The organism is Fluoribacter dumoffii NY 23 (assembly GCF_000236165.1).
Lineage (GTDB): Bacteria > Pseudomonadota > Gammaproteobacteria > Legionellales > Legionellaceae > Legionella > Legionella dumoffii.
On sequence record NZ_CM001373.1, the window covers coordinates 3,112,778 to 3,130,302 of the forward strand.

A 17,525-nucleotide genomic window follows, 5' to 3' on the forward strand; every position below is an offset into this window, starting at 1 on the left:
GTTTTTATTTGGGTCGTACAGAAGAGGTTCTGGGTTGTTTATACGTATCTCGGGGTGCCTCCAGCGGATATCCGTATTTTTCGGCATTTTGTTTGACAATTTGTAAATACCGTTCGCCCCAGGCACCGGGATCAAAATTAGTTACTACTACGTTGTAAGGTAAATTGATTATCGATTCAAAAGCCTTTCTTTGCGGGAGTAAATGTCCGCCAAAAGAGACTTGTACTTCAGTTTCCTTATCAATGCCTCCTTCCTTTAAACGCTCAACCAATATATAAATCATTTTTTCAATTGTCATATAGAGTTTATACATGGACATCCCGGCAGATAACATCTCCTCACTTTTGGAAGTAGATAGTTTGGAGCCGGAGTCGAGAATGGGATATACAAACTCCAAGTCATTTGTTCCTGGGATGGGTTCAGGTTTGATGATTTTCGGAGGTGAAACTGGATCAATGGGTGGAGACACAATATAAAGCTGGAAGTCAGCCCAATGCCACCAGATTTGATAAACCCGCTCAACTAAAGTCACCGGATCATTTAAATCCTCTTCCATTTGCAACTTGCGCAAATCCATACTGTTATCGAGATTGTCGACGGCCTCGATAAATTTTGGTATCTCATCAGTAGTAGGGAAATCGGAATCATCAGCCATTTGCGTACCACATGTAAATCAAGCCTATACGATTATATTAGCCCAAATTTAATGAATGAGCACGAAAGTTAATTCACTTAAGTAAAAAACCTGTAAAAGTTGGAGGAATGCTAAACCAAAGGTATTGCAAATCACCAGTTGCAGCAAAAAAGTCAACGCCAGGAAAAGTGGCGAGTCTGCATAACGGCATTAAAAATTAGGGAATCAGGGTTGTAACACCTTGTCCTTAAAGAAGATATTGATAATATTCTGGGGCATCCGAACGACACTTAAAGCATGTACTTTGACAATTGGTGCGTCCCTGGCATTTACCGATTACACCTTTACCAATCCATAAATCAAGCATAGGCTGCAATGCCGGCAGATCCAAACGAAATTCTCGAGTCAATTGCTGAGTGCTAACCACTCCTGCACGACCAATGTAATCACGTATTTGCAACAGCATTATTCCTCCGTATGGCTCGTTTCATAAAATGATGTAACCCTACACCGCCTAATAAAATCGTTAGAAACAAACAAATCCCCAAAACACTGTGTTCAGAATTCTGAATCCATTTAGCACCTTGATAAAATAAAACTGCTGTAACATAGGCAATAACAAAAGACCAAATAACTGAAATCCACATAAACTTTTTATTTGCTTCTTGACGAATTACCGCCATTGTCGAGACACATGGAATGTAAAGAAGCACAAACAAAAGATATGCATAGGCACCTATCTTACCATCAAAACGCTGCGCCATAATTCCATATACCGTTTGAGACACAGGATTATCCGCTGCACTAGCCAAAATAGGGTTGGCCAAAGCAGAACCCAATTGGGATAAATTTTGAGGAACAGACCAAAAAGCGGCCTTGATGCCTGCCCAAAAATCAAAGTGGGCCGCGGCAATTTCTCCCACATGCGCAGCCTGGGCATAAAGGGAGTTCAGCGTACCCACTACCACTTCTTTAGCAAGCATACCTGTTAATAATCCTACGGTTGCAGGCCAATTGTCTTGATGAATTCCCATGGGGGTAAACAGAGGAGTAATCCATTGCCCCATTAAAGAAAGCAACGATTGGGTACTTGCTTCACCGGAGTTTATTCCTCCCTCCACCGTTATGGCATTTAAACCACCTAAAATAATACAAATAGGAACAATTAACTTTCCTGCCCGCACTACAAAAAAGCGTAATCGCATGAAGGTTTCTTTAAATAACCGCTTCAGGGCGGGCTTATGATAAGCAGGCAACTCCAAAATCAGGGGTGAAGCATGGCCTTTTAAAGCAGATTTGCGCAAGAGGAACCCTGTAAATACCGCCATTAAAATGCCAATCAGGTATAATGAAAATACAATGTTTTGTCCGCCCGTCGGGAAAAAAGCAGCAACAAAAACTGCATAAATCGCCAGACGCGCACTGCATGACATGAAAGGACTCATCATCACGGTGAGTAAGCGATCACGCTCTGAATCCAATGTCCGGGCAGCCATGATCGCTGGAACATTGCAGCCAAAACCAACAATCATTGGCACAAAAGATTTGCCAGGAAGTCCCAGCGTACGCATCGCTTTATCAACAACAAAGGCTGCCCGCGCCATATAGCCCGATGTCTCAAGTAAAGATAAAAAGAAAAACATAGCCGCAATGACCGGAATAAAAGTCAGGGTAGTATTAATGCCTTTCCCCACACCATTTGCCAATAAAGCAATCAGCCAATTAGGGGCATGAAGCTGTTGTAATAACCAGGCAGTACCCTGAACAAATATGGTGTCGGTACTGATATCAAAAAAGTCCTGGAACGCGCCCCCTATATTAATCGCGAACAAGAACATCAAATACATCATCGCAAAAAAAATAGGTAAGGCAAAAAAACGATGCAACATAATTTTATCAAGCTTTGCCGTAAAATCCTCGCTGGCATCACTTTGTTTTTTTTGTACCGCCCTCACCACCTCGTGTATTTTCTGATAGCGGGCATCAGCTAATAGGATATCAAGGCCCGACTCGGTTTCATTGAGTAAGGTCAAATCTTTGGTGAGTGCCTCATCGAGTAGCAACTCATCTCCCTCGACGACTCGGCGTGCGTAATAATAAGCCAGGGATTGGCTATACCCTTTTTGAACCAGGATATTTTCCAAACTCATTAATGTAGATTGCACCAGCTTGGGAACAGGAAGTTTCCAGGGGATATGCTTTTGAGGTTGGGTTATTGAGTGTATTAATTGCGGAATACCTATCTTTTTGTGCGCCTGGATAGGGATAACAGGACACCCCAATTGTTGGGACAATGCATTTATATCTATGGAGATACCTCGTTGCTCGGCAATATCCATCATGTTCAATACAAGCAGTACGGGTTTACCTAATTCCAAAATTTGGGTGGTTAAATATAAATGCCGTTCCAGATGACAAGCATCAATCACATTAATAATGCAATCAGCTTTCATAGTGGCCACGGAATGCGCAGCAATATGCTCATCCTGACTCATGCCTTCTGCATGGGCTACTAACGAATAAACCCCGGGTAAATCAGTCACTTCGATGCGTTGATGACTTGCAAAAAACTCTCCTGTTTTCTTTTCAACCGTAACTCCGGGCCAATTCCCTATCCGCTGGTTGTCTCCGGTTAATGCATTGAACAAGGTGGTTTTGCCGCAATTAGGATTGCCTACCAACAACACATGAGTCATATACGCTCCAAAAGCAATTGGCCCGCTTCTTCTTTACGCAAGGTCAAAGCAGTTCCTCTGACTTCAATTTGTATAGGACATCCTAAAGGAGCAGTGCGAACAACCAAAAGCTCAGTCCCACAGGTAACACCTAAAGACAAAAGCCTGCGTCTATATTGCATATCTGTAGCACCAAAACTGGTTAACCTTACTCTATCGCCTGCTACTAATTCTGTAATTTTGATCATGTCCTAACAGCAAATAGTGAAATTATTATGATTTTAGCACAAATGAAATCGAGAATCATTCTCAATTAAGAGAAAAATTATACATTATTTCAATTTTGAATCAACTTACAGCTCGTTTATTATGCCATCAAGTTCAACTAGGGATTGCCCGTGATGAATTCTTTAAGCTCTCTTTTAGGATGGCGTGCCAAATAATCAACTGACTGCATTTCCAGCAAGCGGCTGTAAGTACGCTTAAAAGTATCTTTCATTTCTCCTTCAAGATATAACTCTTCAACGGCCACTTCTGCGGAAATAATAATATTAATGCCGCGATCATACATCACATCGATAAAGTGAATGAACATAATTGCCTGTAACGTATGATTAACTGTTAATGCAGGGATGTCGCTTAAAAAAATGGTGTCAAACTTTTCTGCAAGTTCCAAATAATCCAGTTGACTGCGGGGCAAATTACATAAAATATCAAAAGAAAACCAAACCGTATTTTCAGCAAGTTTGAGAAAAGGGATTTCACGATTTTGTATTGTAATAAAACCATTTTCCTGATATTCGCTGGCTAAAAGTGAGAACTGTGTTTCCATGGTAGAAGCTGTATTGGCATTTAAAGGAAATAAATAAGCATCGAACAAAGGAGCTCGCCCTACCCGATAATCTCTTTGCTCATTTAAATGCAAGATCTTACAGTGTTCTTTGATAGCCGCAATGGCAGGTAAAAACCTTTTTCGATGCACACCGCTTTTATACAAATCATCTGGAGGTATATTCGAAGAAATAACTAAAATTACCCCATTGGCCAGCAAGGCTTGCAATAATTCCGCCAAGATCATGGCATAAGCAACGTCATGGACCATAAATTCATCAAAACAGAGGACTTTTGTTGATTTTGCCAATTCTTTAGCAATTTTGTGCAGCGGATTTTTTTGTCCTTGCAACCGCCTTAGCTGAAAATCAACTTGTTGCATAAAGTGATGGAAGTGAAAACGCGCTTTCTTTTTTTCTTCAAGACCATCATAAAACAAATCAATTAAATAAGTTTTCCCAACACCCACAGGGCCATAAAGATATATTCCCTTTATCCGGGGTTTAATAAAGGGAAACAGCCAGGAGGAGTTGGATTTACTTACCTCATTAGCGAGGTTTTGCATATGAGTCAATATTTCTCTCTGCAACCGATCATCATCGATCTCACCGCGGGCAAGTGCAGCCTCATATTGGGTAATCAAATCCATCATAAAACAGCCTGGGAATGAATGTATTCTATAAGTTTTGCTTTCAGTTCAATCAATTTCCCATGAAAAAAATGGCCCGTGTTGGCAAAGGGAAGCACCGGGATTTCGGGAACAGCCTGGGTTGCAAACTCGAAAACCTGATTGGAAGGCACCACCTCGTCTTCATCACCTTGCACAATGAGCCAGGGGTGAGGTGGTGGGACAAATTCAGAATAGTTATAATGATTTACTGCAGGCGCCACTGTAATCAACAAATGTGCATCAGATTGGGCAGCTGCGCGATAAGCCACATAGGAGCCAAATGAAAAGCCGGCAAAAATAAGTTTCTTCTCAGGCTGTTCCTTTTGCCATTCACGAACTAAAACAAGCATATCTTCACTTTCACCCAGCCCCGCATCATAGCTGCCCTCTGAGTGGCCTACGCCGCGAAAGTTAAAGCGGAGAGAAGGAATGCCCAACTCCCTGAAAACACGTGCCAAAGTAGTCACTACTTTATTACTCATTGAACCGCCTTGCAGCGAATGCGGATGCCCCAAAAAGGCAATGAAAGCAGAATGATTTTGTTCCGGGACAGTTAGAACAGCTTCCAACCTCCCCACAGCCCCCTGTAATAATAAAGGATGTTCTCCTGGGAGCGCTAATTTTTCAGTGATTTGCATAAAAAACCTGTTATCATAGTATCTATTTCAAGCAATAACTCTGAGCGTTCTGCAAAAGAAGGCTCTTGCATGAAGCATAAATGATAACTCGAATTATAGATGAACAAAATGCATAAAGAGCAAAAAGAGCCAATGCCAATATCAAAACCTCTTCCATTTTCCCGCCGCTTTATTCTTTTAGTTGTTATCCCGGTTATTTTGGTGATAATCGGCACCATTTTTTATCTGCTTGGCGGCCGTTATGTGGCCACCGATAATGCCTACGTCAAGGCAGATATGATCCCCCTGAGCCCACAAGTAGCTGGGGTGGTACAAGAGGTTTTTGTTACTGAAAATCAACATGTAAAAAAAAATCAGCTTCTTTATCGTATTGATGCCACTCCCTTTCAAGTCGCCTTGACTAAAGCTGAATCCAAATTAGCTCAAGTCCGCATTGATATTTTAGCAATGAAAGCAAATTACCGGGAAAAACAGGCGGAATTGGAGCTTGTCCGTACTAAATATAATTTTTCCCTGCGCAATAAAAAGCGCCAAATGGATCTTGCGGCAAAGCATTTCGCCTCTCTTTCGAGCCTGGATGATGCCAATGAAGGTGCCGAACTTGCCGCCCAACAAATCGTTACTTCAGAACATAACCTGCAAGGGTTAGCCGCGTCTCTAGCGGGGAGTATTGATGAGCCAGTGGAGAAACACCCTTCCTATTTAATGGCCAAGGCCGAATATGAACAAGCAAAACTGGACTTGGCGCATACTGAAATCAAAGCGCCCTTGTCAGGAACCATCAGCGCCCCTCCCAAAAAAGGACAATTTGTAAGTAGAGGCGCGATTACCATGACCTTGGTTGCCAATGAGCATCCCTGGATTGAAGCAAACTTTACTGAGAAAGAGTTGACCTATGTCCGCCCGGGACAAAAGGTAATTGCCACCATTGATATTTATCCAGGAAAAAAATGGAAAGGGACAGTCCAAAGCCTAAGTCCTGCAACCGGTTCCGAATTCTCAATCATTCCGGCACAAAATGCGACAGGAAATTGGGTTAAAATCGCCCAGCGAGTTGCGGTACGAATTCAATTGGATCCCGAATCAGACAGTCCTTTACTACGTTCTGGGCTTAGCTCCTGGGTAAAAATAGATACCAAACATAAACGATATTCTTTTCATAACTCCTCCTTTCCCAAAGTCGGGGAGGGTTAAACCTCATAGCGGCCCTTGAGGAGCCCTTGCGGCTTGTCAGGGGATTAGACGAAATCTTCCTGATACACTATACCGCAGTCAAGCCGTATAGGGGGATGAGGAAACCTTATATATTCTTGTGTGCTTTTAACCTTTGGATAAACGAGTGCAATCGATGCTAAAAACATATCAACCACCTAAAGGTTCAGAAAGAGTGTTTATTACTTTATCTGTGATGCTTGCCACAGTGATGCAATCATTGGATACCACCATTGCCAATGTGGCCCTACCCCACATGCAAGGGAGTATGGGAGCAACTCAGGAACAAACTTCCTGGGTACTTACCTCATATATTGTGGCAGCAGCAATATTTACCCCTTTGACTGGGTTTTTAGGTGATTGCTTTGGAAGAAAACGAATTTTTATCGGGTCAGTTATTGGATTTACCGTGGCCTCCATGTTATGTGGCGCGGCCCAGAGTTTGCCGCAAATTGTCTTATTCCGTTTACTGCAGGGAATTTGCGGCGCAAGTCTGATTCCTATCTCCCAATCCATACTCCTGGATTCTAATCCTCCGGAAAAACATGGTTCTGCCATGGCTATTTGGGGCATGGGGGTCATGGTGGGACCAATACTTGGCCCCTCTCTGGGGGGATGGCTTACTGAATACTACAATTGGCGATGGGTTTTTTACATTAACCTGCCTTTTGGAGTACTTGCCAGGATCGGTTTAACCTTGTTTCTTGGGGAAAATAAACTAAAAACCGAAAAACATTTTGATTTAATGGGTTTTGCCTTTTTAAGTATTGCGATAGGTGCATTCCAGCTATTCCTGGATCGGGGCGAATCGCTGGATTGGCTTAATAGCAGTGAAATAATTATTGAAGGAATCGTTGCCCTGGGCTGTTTGTATTTGTTTGTTGCTCATATCCTCACGACAAAAAATCCTTTTATCGACCCATCCATGTTTAAAGACCGTAATTTCAGCATTGGCCTTATTTTCATTTTTATTATCGGCATTATTTTGCTGGCTACCATGGCACTGCTACCCCCTTACATGCAAAGTTTAATGAATTACCCAATAATTGACGTAGGTTTACTCCTGGCTCCCCGAGGAATAGGCACGATGACCGCGATGATGATTGTCGGCAAGTTATCCGGAAAGATTGATGCCCGTTATCAAATTGGCTTAGGGTTGATTCTGACCGATTACTCGTTATGGTCGATGACATTATTCAATGCGGAGATTTGCAGCAGCGACATCATTTCCTCAGGAATTATCCAGGGTCTAGGGTTAGGTTTTATTTTTGTTCCATTATCAACACTCACATTTGCCACATTACCGCCACAATATCGGAATGATGGCACCTCATTGTTTAGTTTGCTCCGCAATATAGGCAGCAGCATTGGTATTTCTATTGTCATGACCAAACTTGCTCAAAATACTCAAGCAAATCATTCAGCCTTCGCGCATTTTATTACCCCGTTTAACATTAATTTAAATCAAGCCAGCCAATCAGGAGCCTTTAATTTACATTCAAGCCACGGACTTGCCCTTCTTGATGCAACCGTGACCCAGCAGGCGGTATTACTTGCTTACCTGCAAGACTTTCGTTTGATGATGTGGGTAGTATTATTTGCTTTTCCTCTTTTATTTTTACTTAGGCCGCCTTCCAAAAAAGCAAGCACTTCTCAACTTCCTGAATTTGAAATATGATAGCTCCTGTGAGTAAGCCCAATGCCTGCTCCGTTTAGACCCAAACTTGCTAAGCAGGTAAAGGCCTAATGCACTGACCCAAGCTGGCAGTGACTTTTTTTTCAACTTTTTTTGGAGGACTTGATCCATGCGACAGGTACCTGTAGTGCTTCCCTTTTTTCCCCATAATCCTTGCTTCATCTTATTAAGGAGTAAGGCCCTATGAAAATTCATGATTTCAAACGTAAAAAAGAAGAACAACAAAAAATCTCCATGATTACTTGTTACGATTATCCTTCGGCCTGCATAGTTGCTGAATCCAATATTGATTGTGTTCTTGTCGGAGATTCCGTGGCTATGGCAGTGCATGGCCATGAAACGACAATCATGGCAACCATGGAGATGATGATACTTCATACCCAAGCTGTAGCACGGGGATTAAAACAGCAATTTCTGATCAGTGATCTCCCTTTTTTATGCCATAAAACCTCCCTGGCCCAAACTGTAGAAAATGTAAAAAATCTCTTACAGGCAGGCGCCCATGCAGTGAAAATTGAAGGAGCTGATGCAGATACTTGCCAAACTATTTCCTATTTAGTCAATTCAGGGGTTCCTGTTATAGGTCATATCGGTTTAACCCCCCAATCGATACATCAATTGGGTGGTTTTAGAGTACAAGGAAAAAATCAGGAACAAGCAGAAAAACTGATCCAGCAAGCATTATCTTTGGAAGCTGCCGGCTGCTTTGCGCTGGTCATTGAATGCGTGCCCCAACAGTTAGCCCAAACGGTAACCCAATCCTTGACGATACCCACTATCGGGATTGGTGCCGGTTCTTCTACAGACGGGCAGGTTCTGGTTTGGCATGATATGCTGGGTCTACAAACTGATTTTAATCCAAAGTTTGTCAAACGTTATGCCCAAGGCAAAGAAATTCTGTTGAATGCATTAAATGCTTATGCACAACAGGTTCAGCAAATGAGTTTTCCCACTGCTGAACACTCATTTTAAGCAAGGGGGCAGAATAATTTCCCCAGTTGACCAGCAAACACAACTGTTTTAAAGGGATTTCCATGGAACACATAAGTTGCATCCTGGCACAGTGCCCCTGGATGCAGCTTTGCATTCTGCCGCTGCAGTATTTGATGGGAACAGCCAATTTTTTACTATTCAGCCATTATTCTTAGGAGCCGTAACTGATGCACATCTTTCATGATTTGAACGAATGGATTAGGTTTCGTAAAACTTTATCCTCCGAACTAACCTTGGGTTTTGCCCCCACAATGGGTAATTTACATGCAGGACACGCATCCTTATTTCTAGCAAGCCAACAAGAAAACTCCCATACGGTTGCAAGTTTGTTTGTTAATCCAACCCAATTTAATCAAGCGGATGACTTTAAAAATTATCCAAGAACCCTGGAGGCAGATCTTGAAATTATGAAGAACTGCGGTGTTGATTTTTGCATTCTTCCAGATGAAAAATCAATGTACGCAGATCAATACAAGTATCAGGTTCTTGAAAAGCATCTGTGTCAATTAATGGAAGGAAAACACCGACCAGGGCACTTTAACGGGGTTTTAACTGTGGTTATGAAGTTATTTAACCTGGTGAAGCCGCAGCGTGCTTATTTTGGAGAAAAGGATTATCAACAATACCTGTTAATTGAGGGGATGGCGAAGGCATTTTTTATGGACATAGAAATTAAAGCCTGTCCCACCATTCGCGAAACAAGTGGTTTGGCTTTCAGTTCACGCAATAATCGACTCAATAAAGAACAAAAAGCTTTAGCAGAAGAATTTGCTACACTTTTTCAACAAAAAGATTTAACTTGTGAGCAAATCGTCGCGCAGTTAACGGCAAAAGAGATTACGGTAGAATATGTAGAAGAGCATCAGGGGCGTCGGTTTGCCGCAGTACGGATTGGGGAGATCCGGTTAATTGATAATTATTTATTAGGATAAACTCTATTTTTAGGGTGATTTATCCGAAAATGCAGGCAGTTCTCGACCTGCTTCCGTTACCGGGTTAGGGGTTTCTCTCCTAACCCGGCACTCCTTACAATAACTCTGGTATTGCTTCCTCTGGAGCCTCTTTTGCAGCCGCAGTTTGATCCGCAACTTGTGGGTACAGAGCTCCGAGCGCTGTGGATTGTGCGGGAATACCTGCCCAGTGAGTATTTGCGGGTAAACGTTCGCCTTTCATCAATAATGACAAGCTTCCCAAAGAAGAATTCTCTTCCATTAAGGTATTGTAGAGAACAATTGAGCCTACCCCAACATTGCAACCCGAACCTATCGTAACGTTAGAAACTTTGAATATCCTATCTTCATAAAGATGGGTTTGAATGATGGTCTCGGCATTAATGCATACATCATTACCTATGGTAATCAAGTCGAACTCTGAAAATTCAGCACTATCGGTAAAAACCCTTTTACCGGCTTTAGTTCCTAAACACCGGTGTATCCACAGTGCGAAAGGTGTTCCTAAAACTTTATTGGTTAAATGAGGATTCGTATAGTAGTTGTACGAATACTCAATAACATCATTTTTCCAAATAAATGGATCCCAGATCGGTTTGGTTAAGGGTTTTAATTTACCTAGCATTAGCCATTTAAGAGCAGCCAATACCCCCACCAGACAAACCGTAAAGAACATTTCCGCTGGAGGCAAGACCAGGGCCGTAATACCCCAGGAGTATTCGCTCAACATATAGTCCAGTACATAAAGCAGATTGAATAATGCAATCAAGGAAAATGTCGAGGGCAAAATAATACGGATAAACTCGATGACTAGGCGCGTGAAATAGAGTTTTTTAGAGGGATAAAACGTCTCTTTATCAGAATACCCGACAAATAATTCCCGTTTGGGAAGAAAAACAGCAGGAGAACCCAACCAGGCAGAGAATGGCTCCTTGGCTTTGTCTCCTGGAGGCGTCACCGATAAACATCCTAATAAGGTTCCTTCACCAATTGATTTTCCACCAGATAATAAACTTACATTACCTACAAAAGCCCTGCGTCCAATAGTTACCGGAGCAAATGAAATAAAACCATTGCACACACCAGGCCACGCCAAAGCAACTGAACTGGCAGTAAAACCGCCCTCTTCAATGGTCACCAGATCAGGGATAATATGAGGCGTTTCGCCCATTTCTACCCCTTTACCCAATTTTGCACCGAGTAAGCGTAAAAACAGTGGTAAAAACAAAGTATCTGCCATAACTGATATTTCATCACCATCCAGTAATTTCACCAGAATCCAATGGCGGAAATAATAAAAACTCTTTATGGGATATTCGCCAGGTTTTATTTTATCAAGGATGATCTTTTTACAAAAAACGATGCATAAATAATACAATCCCAAAAAGAGAATTGCTCCCAGGGGGATGGCAAAAAACATGGTAGTTAGATAATGGCTTTGATCATAGTAATAACTGATCAAAGAAATGGATGGGATTAAACATAAATAATACACCATCATGACAAAGACAATACCTAAATAATGCAAAATACCAAAAAGGGTATTTTCCAGCATAGTAGACTCTTCAATTGCTATTTTTTTCCTGGTTATATGATCAGCAGGAACGGGACCTGGTAGTGCAGGCGAACCGGCAAAATAAGTTCCTTGAGGAATTAACCCTTGATCAGGCAGCATGGACATTTCATCCAAAATGCCCTTATCTTCGATTTGGGTATTTAAACCAACAACCGCACGCGCACCAATGTAACAATTATCGCCAATGTTGATAGTCCCAATTTTTAACCAGCCGTCTTCAACTATATACCCATTCAGTCTGGCATCAGCACCTATGGAAGTGTTATCACCAACAGTTAACAAATCATGGGCAGAAACTTGCATGGATCCCAAAAAGCAATTTTTCCCTATTTTTGCACCCAATAAGCGATAATAGATAGGAGCCAAGGGGGAACCGACTAAAAATTTGGCTAAAAACAAATTCTTGAGCAGCCTTTGCACCAACCACCAACGAAAATAAAACCACCCCCAAAGTGGATATTCTCCTGGTTTCACCCGCCCAAGCAATATCCATTTCAAAGAGATGGTGATAAATAATGAAATGATAGGCATGGATAAAAACAAAGCCAGAAAAGCAAGCTGTGATTCCCTGGAAATAATTGAATACTCAGAACTTACCCAGCTGTAGCACAAAACCACAGCGAGCAGCTGTAAGGTACCTACGGCATATTGCAATAAGCATCCAAAGAATTGGCCAATCCCGCATAAATAATATTTCCACTGCGGCGGCTTGTATTTTTGCCTAGGGGAATTTTCGCTTACTTGTAAATTGTCATCCGAATCACTAAATTTTTCTTCGAGTTGGATTATTGTAGGATTTTTATATAAATCCAGAATCGAAATATTTTTTAAGGCGGGGATTTGACGTAAATTGGAAATAACTCTAGCAGCATGCAAAGAATGCCCGCCTAAATCATAAAAAAAGTTTGCTGTTATGGAAATATTTTTGCAATCAAATACATGTTCCCAGGCATGAGCAATTTTTTGAGCCAGCTCTGACTCCGGTGCCTTAAAAGTAGTTTCTATTTTTTGTACAGGTTTAGGAAGTTCTTTCCGATTGACTTTTCCACTCGCCAACACTGGAAAGGATTCTAAAACCTCTATCAGGGCCGGCACCATATAGTCGGGTAAACGCGATCTTAAAAAAACTTTAAGTTCATTCACGTCAAATCCGCTATTTTTATCCAGAATTAAATAGGCAACCAGCGTAGGTTGCTCCAGAATTTGTAGAGCAGCGACTGCCTGCTTTATTCCCGCATAGTGCATGATGACCGTTTCAATTTCATTCAATTCAATGCGAAATCCGCGCAATTTAATTTGATCATCTACACGTCCGGCAAAACGAAGGTTACCCTGCGCATCTTTGGAAACCAAATCACCCGTTCTATATAAGCGTTGACTGTTATCTGCGGGGTTTAAAACAAATTTTTCTGCTGTGTGTTCAGGCCGATTGACATAACCGCGAGCCAGAGCAATCCCCCCAATACACAATTCACCTTCTTCACCCTCTGAAACTTCTTGTAATTGCTCATTTACAACAAGTACCTCATACCCGGGCAGGGGTTTACCAATAGTGATTTCTTTTTCTGGATGGCATTCTGCATAAGTTGCAATAATCGTTGCCTCAGTGGGACCATAGGTATTGAGTATCCGCAATCCCTCTCTGCTCCAGCGTTTAACTAAAGTGGGCGGACAGCTTTCCCCGCCCAAAATTAAAAGGCGTAAATCAGGCAGTTGTCCCTCCAAAGAGGACAATAAAGTAGGTACGGTTGAGAAAACACTAACTCGGTGTTGTTGTAAAAAAGAAATAAGACCTAAACCTGAGCGCACCTCTTTTGAGGTACACGCAATAAGCGAGGCCCCATTTGCAAAAGCCATCCAAAGCTCTTCCAAAGAAGCATCAAAAGCCAATGAAAAGCCCTGGTATACCTTATCATTGCTGCTGATCTCATATAACTTGCTCGCAGCATCAACATAGTGGCAAATACTGCGTTGAGTAATTTCCACACCTTTAGGCTTTCCTGTAGAGCCTGAAGTGTAAATGATGTAACACAAATCCGCAGCGCTTAAATTCTCTTGAAAAATTACTCTGTGTGCAGGACGTTTAGAAATTTCTTCCGCAAGGAGGTCAAGCGCGTAGGCAGTAGGCCATGACAGGTTTTTTTGTTCCAATTGCATGGAAGATGTTAAAACAGCGTTAAAAGGCAAATCGGAAAAGATATAGTTAATGCGTTCGTCTGGATAATCTGCTTCAATAGGTACATAAGCAGCACCCGCTTTTAAAGTAGCAAGAATGGCAACATAACTTTCTACAGAACGTTCTAATAAAATGCCTACTATACTCCCTTTCGATATCTGGTTTTCAGAGAGAAAATGGGCTAATTGATTGGCGCGATTTTCCAATTCCTGATAGGAAATAAATACATTATCGCAAATCAAAGCAATATTACTTGGATAATTATCCACGGATTGCTCGAAGAAATGATGCAATTGCATAGTGTTAAAACCGGGTGAAGAACTCAAGTTGGTTGGCTCCTACTCATTGCGTCATTTTTTCCAAAGTTTGTTTTTAACAAACGAACGAGCAAAAAAATGCTATTTTCATATTAAATTAGCATCAATAGTAATAGTCTTATGGAAAAAAACACAGAAGCAAGATTATTTTACGAAAGATTATAATTGTTTGTCGCATTACAATCGAGCCTCTTTAGGATAATTTTTTATGATTTTAATCAGAATCAGGCTTCCCACCCGTCTTGAAACCCATGAAAAGCCATGCGAAATGAAGCTCTATTGAAATGTGCTTCATTTACCTGATTTAGCATGTTTATCCATTATTTACTAAAAATTTCTTGCAAAAAATGGGTCATGGCTTGCCAGGAGCGTTCAGCAGCAATTTCATTATAAACCGTACCCAATTTCAGGTCATGGGCAAGTGGATTTGTAAAAGCATGTTGCACATGTCCATACATATGCATTTGCCAATCAACATGGGCTTCGGTCATTTCCTTACAAAATGCATGCACCGTGTCAGGTTGCACCATAGGATCATCATAACCATGTAAAGCGAGAATTTTGGCTTTAATTGGCGCAGATTTTAGCTCGCCTGGTTTATGCAGCAAACCATGAAAACTGACTACACCTTTGAGTTCGGCACCGGAACGGGCCAATTCAAGGGCACACATGCCCCCGAAACAAAAACCAATAATGGCAACCCGCTTGCTATCGACTTCAGATAAAGAACATGCAGCGGCCAATCCTGCTTGAATCCGCCGGCGTAATAAACTTTGATCAGCTACCAAGGGATTCATAAGAGCTTGCTTTTCTTCTACAGTAGAACCCAGTTGAGCATGACCGTACATATCTACAGCAAAACCAACGTAACCCAGCTGCGCCAGTAATTTTGCTTTTTCACATGCAAACTCATTACGGCCACTCCAGTCATGAACGACCAAAACGGCAGGACGAGAGCCGACAAGGGACTCATCATAAGCCATAAAGCCATTAAGTTCCTGACCGTTATCATGATAAATATGATTTGATGTGTGCATCTCAAGCTCTCCTAAAAATAAACCAGCCGAATTAGAACTCCCTAAACGGACCCTAGTTTATAAAATTGAGACCAAGAGATAAAGCCAATGAAGTGAATAAACCCCAGTCCCCTAATTCCTTTGCCAGAGAGTGTCTTTTTTTATTCACACTCTAACTTGACATTACTCCATAGTAGTCAATGATTAGAAGAGCAAAGAAACAATAATATGTTCCGTTTTAGGCTAAAATTAAAATAAACTCTGAAGGGAATATAATCATGATTACTTCATCATTAATCCACGTACGAGATATTTTACATGCTCAATTGTGTTATCAGGCGTTTATAACGCCTATCTTTCTTCCTTTGGAAAAGGAATATAGAGATTTCGCCAAACTTGCTTGTGAATTTATTGAGGGAAAGCGTACTGAGGTAATTCATAAAGAACTTCCACGCCACCATGTGTTGCATCGTTTTGCCCCACAAAAAAATTCAAAAGGGAAGAAAATACTTATCACTCATGGATGGATATCCCGGGCAGCATACATGGCCCGTTTAATCCATGCGCTGCATCAGCAAGGATATGAAGTATATGCTCTTGATTTTCCCGCACATGGCGAAGCAAAGGGGTTGCAGTTACCCTGGACGGATGCAGTTGCTATTTTAAAGGATACCATTAATGAGCATGGACCTTTTTATGCTGTTATTGGACATTCTTTCGGCGGCTCTATGCTCCTTAATACCTTGAATGTTGCGGGCCAACTTCCCGAATGGCAATTAGCCCATAAACCGGAACGAGCAATTCTGATTGCCTCACCCACGCAAATGCGCAGTCCTGTTAACCGAATTGCAAAAAAATTCAAATTGAGCGGCCATGGTTATTTGTATTTGCGCCAGGTAATGAAACAGCAAGCACGCTTTGATATCAAGCTGGTTCGTTTACACCATTTCATTTCCCAATCCCCAGATATTTCTTTTTTATGCATTCATGGGGAGCTTGATAAAACGATCAGTACCAAGGAATCAATTGAATTTTGTAAAAAATACCCTAATGCAAAGCTTTGTCTTCTCCCTGAGGCAAATCATGTGAGCGTTTTGCTTGATGAACGAGTAGAACATTTGGTTTGTGATTTTTTGGAAGGGAGAGGAGCTGTATCGTAAAAAAAGTGGGCTCTATGATAATTGGTTTAAAATCAGAATCCCGGATTACTTTACTTCATCCAGGATCCTGTAAGACATTATTCAGTTTCTATATATTGCCGCAATTTTTTCATTGCATTTTTTTCAAGCTGTCGAACCCGCTCGGCGGACACGCCATACTTTTTGGCCAAATCATGTAATGTCAGTTTGTCTTCAGCTAACCAGCGTTGTTGTAAAATATCCTGGCTGCGCGCATCTAATTGCTCCAGAGCAAGCATCAGCTTTTCATGGCCATGCTCTCCGGCATTTTCTTTTTCCAGTAATACAGAAGGATCATCATTCGCATTAAACAAATAGCGTTCAGGTGCTGTATAAAATTCATCATGATCATCTGCATCAGGAGCATCGTAAGGCGTATCCATTGCATTCAAACGCTGTTCCATGACAAGAACATCTTCACAGCTTACGCCCAAATCGTTGGCTACAGCACTTACTTCTTCCGGACTCATCCACCCCAAACGATTTTTCATTTGGCGGAGATTAAAAAATAACTTACGCTGTGCTTTAGTTGTCGCAATTTTAACAATACGCCAGTTGCGAAGAACATATTCATGGATTTCCGCTTTTATCCAATGCACGGCAAAAGAAACAAGGCGTACGCCCATCTTGGGATCAAAACGTTTTACCGCCTTCATCAAGCCAATATTACCTTCCTGAATCAAGTCATTCAGAGGTAAACCATAACCTAAATAGCCACGAGCTACCCGGACAACATAGCGTAAATGAGCAAGAACCAAACAGCGTGCAGCATCAAGATCCCCTTCCGTATGAAAACGCTCAGCATAGGCAATCTCTTCCTCTAAAGACAACATAGGAATTTGATTAACCCTGTGAATGTAAGAATCAAGACTGCCCACAGGTAAATTCATTTCGGCAAGTTGCAAATATTGACTCATGCTTCCTTCCTCTAAAATTTCTCTGTACAAATTAGGTGAATGTAAG

At 41.6% G+C, this 17,525-nt stretch carries 14 protein-coding genes; 5 read left to right on the forward strand and 9 right to left on the reverse strand.

Annotated elements, in window-relative coordinates:
* Positions 1 to 4 precede the first annotated feature (4 nt).
* From KYQ_RS14140 to KYQ_RS14165, 6 genes are all read right to left on the reverse strand, one after another.
* Positions 5 to 655, reverse strand: coding sequence for a hypothetical protein (locus KYQ_RS14140; RefSeq protein WP_010652490.1), 651 nt, complete (start codon positions 653 to 655; stop codon positions 5 to 7).
* A gap of 226 nt (positions 656 to 881) precedes the next feature.
* Entirely contained in the window at positions 882 to 1,100 is a 219-nt protein-coding gene (locus KYQ_RS14145; RefSeq protein WP_010652489.1) for a FeoC-like transcriptional regulator, read from the reverse strand.
* Positions 1,081 to 3,330 carry a Fe(2+) transporter permease subunit FeoB gene (gene feoB / locus KYQ_RS14150; protein ID WP_010652488.1) on the reverse strand — a complete coding sequence of 750 codons (2,250 nt, stop codon included), beginning with the start codon at positions 3,328 to 3,330 and terminating at the stop codon, positions 1,081 to 1,083. The genes KYQ_RS14145 and feoB overlap by 20 nt, the downstream gene beginning before the upstream one ends.
* Positions 3,327 to 3,557: a FeoA family protein gene (locus tag KYQ_RS14155; RefSeq protein ID WP_010652487.1), complete on the reverse strand. Its 231-nt coding sequence runs from the start codon at positions 3,555 to 3,557 to the stop codon at positions 3,327 to 3,329. The genes feoB and KYQ_RS14155 overlap by 4 nt, the downstream gene beginning before the upstream one ends.
* 137 nt (positions 3,558 to 3,694) lie before the next feature.
* Positions 3,695 to 4,789 carry a cell division protein ZapE gene (gene zapE / locus KYQ_RS14160; protein ID WP_010652486.1) on the reverse strand — a complete coding sequence of 365 codons (1,095 nt, stop codon included), beginning with the start codon at positions 4,787 to 4,789 and terminating at the stop codon, positions 3,695 to 3,697.
* Complete coding sequence (locus KYQ_RS14165; RefSeq protein WP_019350196.1) at positions 4,789 to 5,448, reverse strand: alpha/beta hydrolase; 660 nt, start codon at positions 5,446 to 5,448, stop codon at positions 4,789 to 4,791. The genes zapE and KYQ_RS14165 overlap by 1 nt, the downstream gene beginning before the upstream one ends.
* A gap of 132 nt (positions 5,449 to 5,580) precedes the next feature.
* On the opposite strand from KYQ_RS14165, the gene KYQ_RS14170 reads away from it, so the two are divergent.
* The 4 genes from KYQ_RS14170 to panC all read left to right on the forward strand — a co-directional run bounded on the left by KYQ_RS14170 (position 5,581) and on the right by panC (position 10,281).
* The gene (locus KYQ_RS14170; protein ID WP_231294562.1) at positions 5,581 to 6,642 is read left to right on the forward strand and encodes an HlyD family secretion protein; all 1,062 of its coding nucleotides are present in this window, start codon (positions 5,581 to 5,583) and stop codon (positions 6,640 to 6,642) included.
* Between the two features lie 154 nt (positions 6,643 to 6,796).
* Positions 6,797 to 8,338 (forward strand): DHA2 family efflux MFS transporter permease subunit, encoded by a 1,542-nt coding sequence (locus KYQ_RS14175; RefSeq protein ID WP_019350197.1) that lies wholly within the window; start codon positions 6,797 to 6,799, stop codon positions 8,336 to 8,338.
* A gap of 201 nt (positions 8,339 to 8,539) precedes the next feature.
* A complete protein-coding gene (gene panB, locus KYQ_RS14180; RefSeq protein ID WP_010652482.1) occupies positions 8,540 to 9,328 on the forward strand; it encodes a 3-methyl-2-oxobutanoate hydroxymethyltransferase in 789 nt (262 codons plus the stop codon).
* A gap of 188 nt (positions 9,329 to 9,516) precedes the next feature.
* Positions 9,517 to 10,281 carry a pantoate--beta-alanine ligase gene (gene panC, locus KYQ_RS14190; RefSeq protein ID WP_010652481.1) on the forward strand — a complete coding sequence of 255 codons (765 nt, stop codon included), beginning with the start codon at positions 9,517 to 9,519 and terminating at the stop codon, positions 10,279 to 10,281.
* Between the two features lie 94 nt (positions 10,282 to 10,375).
* Here panC and KYQ_RS14195 read toward each other — a convergent pair whose 3' ends face one another.
* Positions 10,376 to 14,377, reverse strand: coding sequence for a Pls/PosA family non-ribosomal peptide synthetase (locus KYQ_RS14195; protein WP_231294563.1), 4,002 nt, complete (start codon positions 14,375 to 14,377; stop codon positions 10,376 to 10,378).
* 311 nt (positions 14,378 to 14,688) lie between these two features.
* Entirely contained in the window at positions 14,689 to 15,405 is a 717-nt protein-coding gene (locus KYQ_RS14205) for a dienelactone hydrolase family protein (protein ID WP_010652478.1), read from the reverse strand.
* Positions 15,406 to 15,662: 257 nt separating this feature from the next.
* On the opposite strand from KYQ_RS14205, the gene KYQ_RS14210 reads away from it, so the two are divergent.
* Entirely contained in the window at positions 15,663 to 16,544 is an 882-nt protein-coding gene (locus KYQ_RS14210; protein WP_010652477.1) for an alpha/beta hydrolase, read from the forward strand.
* Positions 16,545 to 16,621: 77 nt separating this feature from the next.
* On the opposite strand, the gene rpoH is transcribed toward KYQ_RS14210, so the two are convergent.
* A complete protein-coding gene (gene rpoH / locus KYQ_RS14215; RefSeq protein ID WP_010652476.1) occupies positions 16,622 to 17,479 on the reverse strand; it encodes an RNA polymerase sigma factor RpoH in 858 nt (285 codons plus the stop codon).
* Positions 17,480 to 17,525 lie beyond the last annotated feature (46 nt).

Excerpts from the sequence above, each read along its gene's own strand:
- KYQ_RS14140 (WP_010652490.1), bottom strand. The coding sequence starts at position 655 with ATGGCTGATGATTCCGATTTCCCTACTACTGATGAGATACCAAAATTT.
- KYQ_RS14145 (WP_010652489.1), bottom strand. The coding sequence starts at position 1,100 with ATGCTGTTGCAAATACGTGATTACATTGGTCGTGCAGGAGTGGTTAGC.
- feoB (WP_010652488.1), bottom strand. The coding sequence starts at position 3,330 with ATGACTCATGTGTTGTTGGTAGGCAATCCTAATTGCGGCAAAACCACC.
- KYQ_RS14155 (WP_010652487.1), bottom strand. The coding sequence starts at position 3,557 with ATGATCAAAATTACAGAATTAGTAGCAGGCGATAGAGTAAGGTTAACC.
- zapE (WP_010652486.1), bottom strand. The coding sequence starts at position 4,789 with ATGGATTTGATTACCCAATATGAGGCTGCACTTGCCCGCGGTGAGATC.
- KYQ_RS14165 (WP_019350196.1), bottom strand. The coding sequence starts at position 5,448 with ATGCAAATCACTGAAAAATTAGCGCTCCCAGGAGAACATCCTTTATTA.
- KYQ_RS14170 (WP_231294562.1), top strand. The coding sequence starts at position 5,581 with ATGCCAATATCAAAACCTCTTCCATTTTCCCGCCGCTTTATTCTTTTA.
- KYQ_RS14175 (WP_019350197.1), top strand. The coding sequence starts at position 6,797 with ATGCTAAAAACATATCAACCACCTAAAGGTTCAGAAAGAGTGTTTATT.
- panB (WP_010652482.1), top strand. The coding sequence starts at position 8,540 with ATGAAAATTCATGATTTCAAACGTAAAAAAGAAGAACAACAAAAAATC.
- panC (WP_010652481.1), top strand. The coding sequence starts at position 9,517 with ATGCACATCTTTCATGATTTGAACGAATGGATTAGGTTTCGTAAAACT.
- KYQ_RS14205 (WP_010652478.1), bottom strand. The coding sequence starts at position 15,405 with ATGCACACATCAAATCATATTTATCATGATAACGGTCAGGAACTTAAT.
- KYQ_RS14210 (WP_010652477.1), top strand. The coding sequence starts at position 15,663 with ATGATTACTTCATCATTAATCCACGTACGAGATATTTTACATGCTCAA.
- rpoH (WP_010652476.1), bottom strand. The coding sequence starts at position 17,479 with ATGAGTCAATATTTGCAACTTGCCGAAATGAATTTACCTGTGGGCAGT.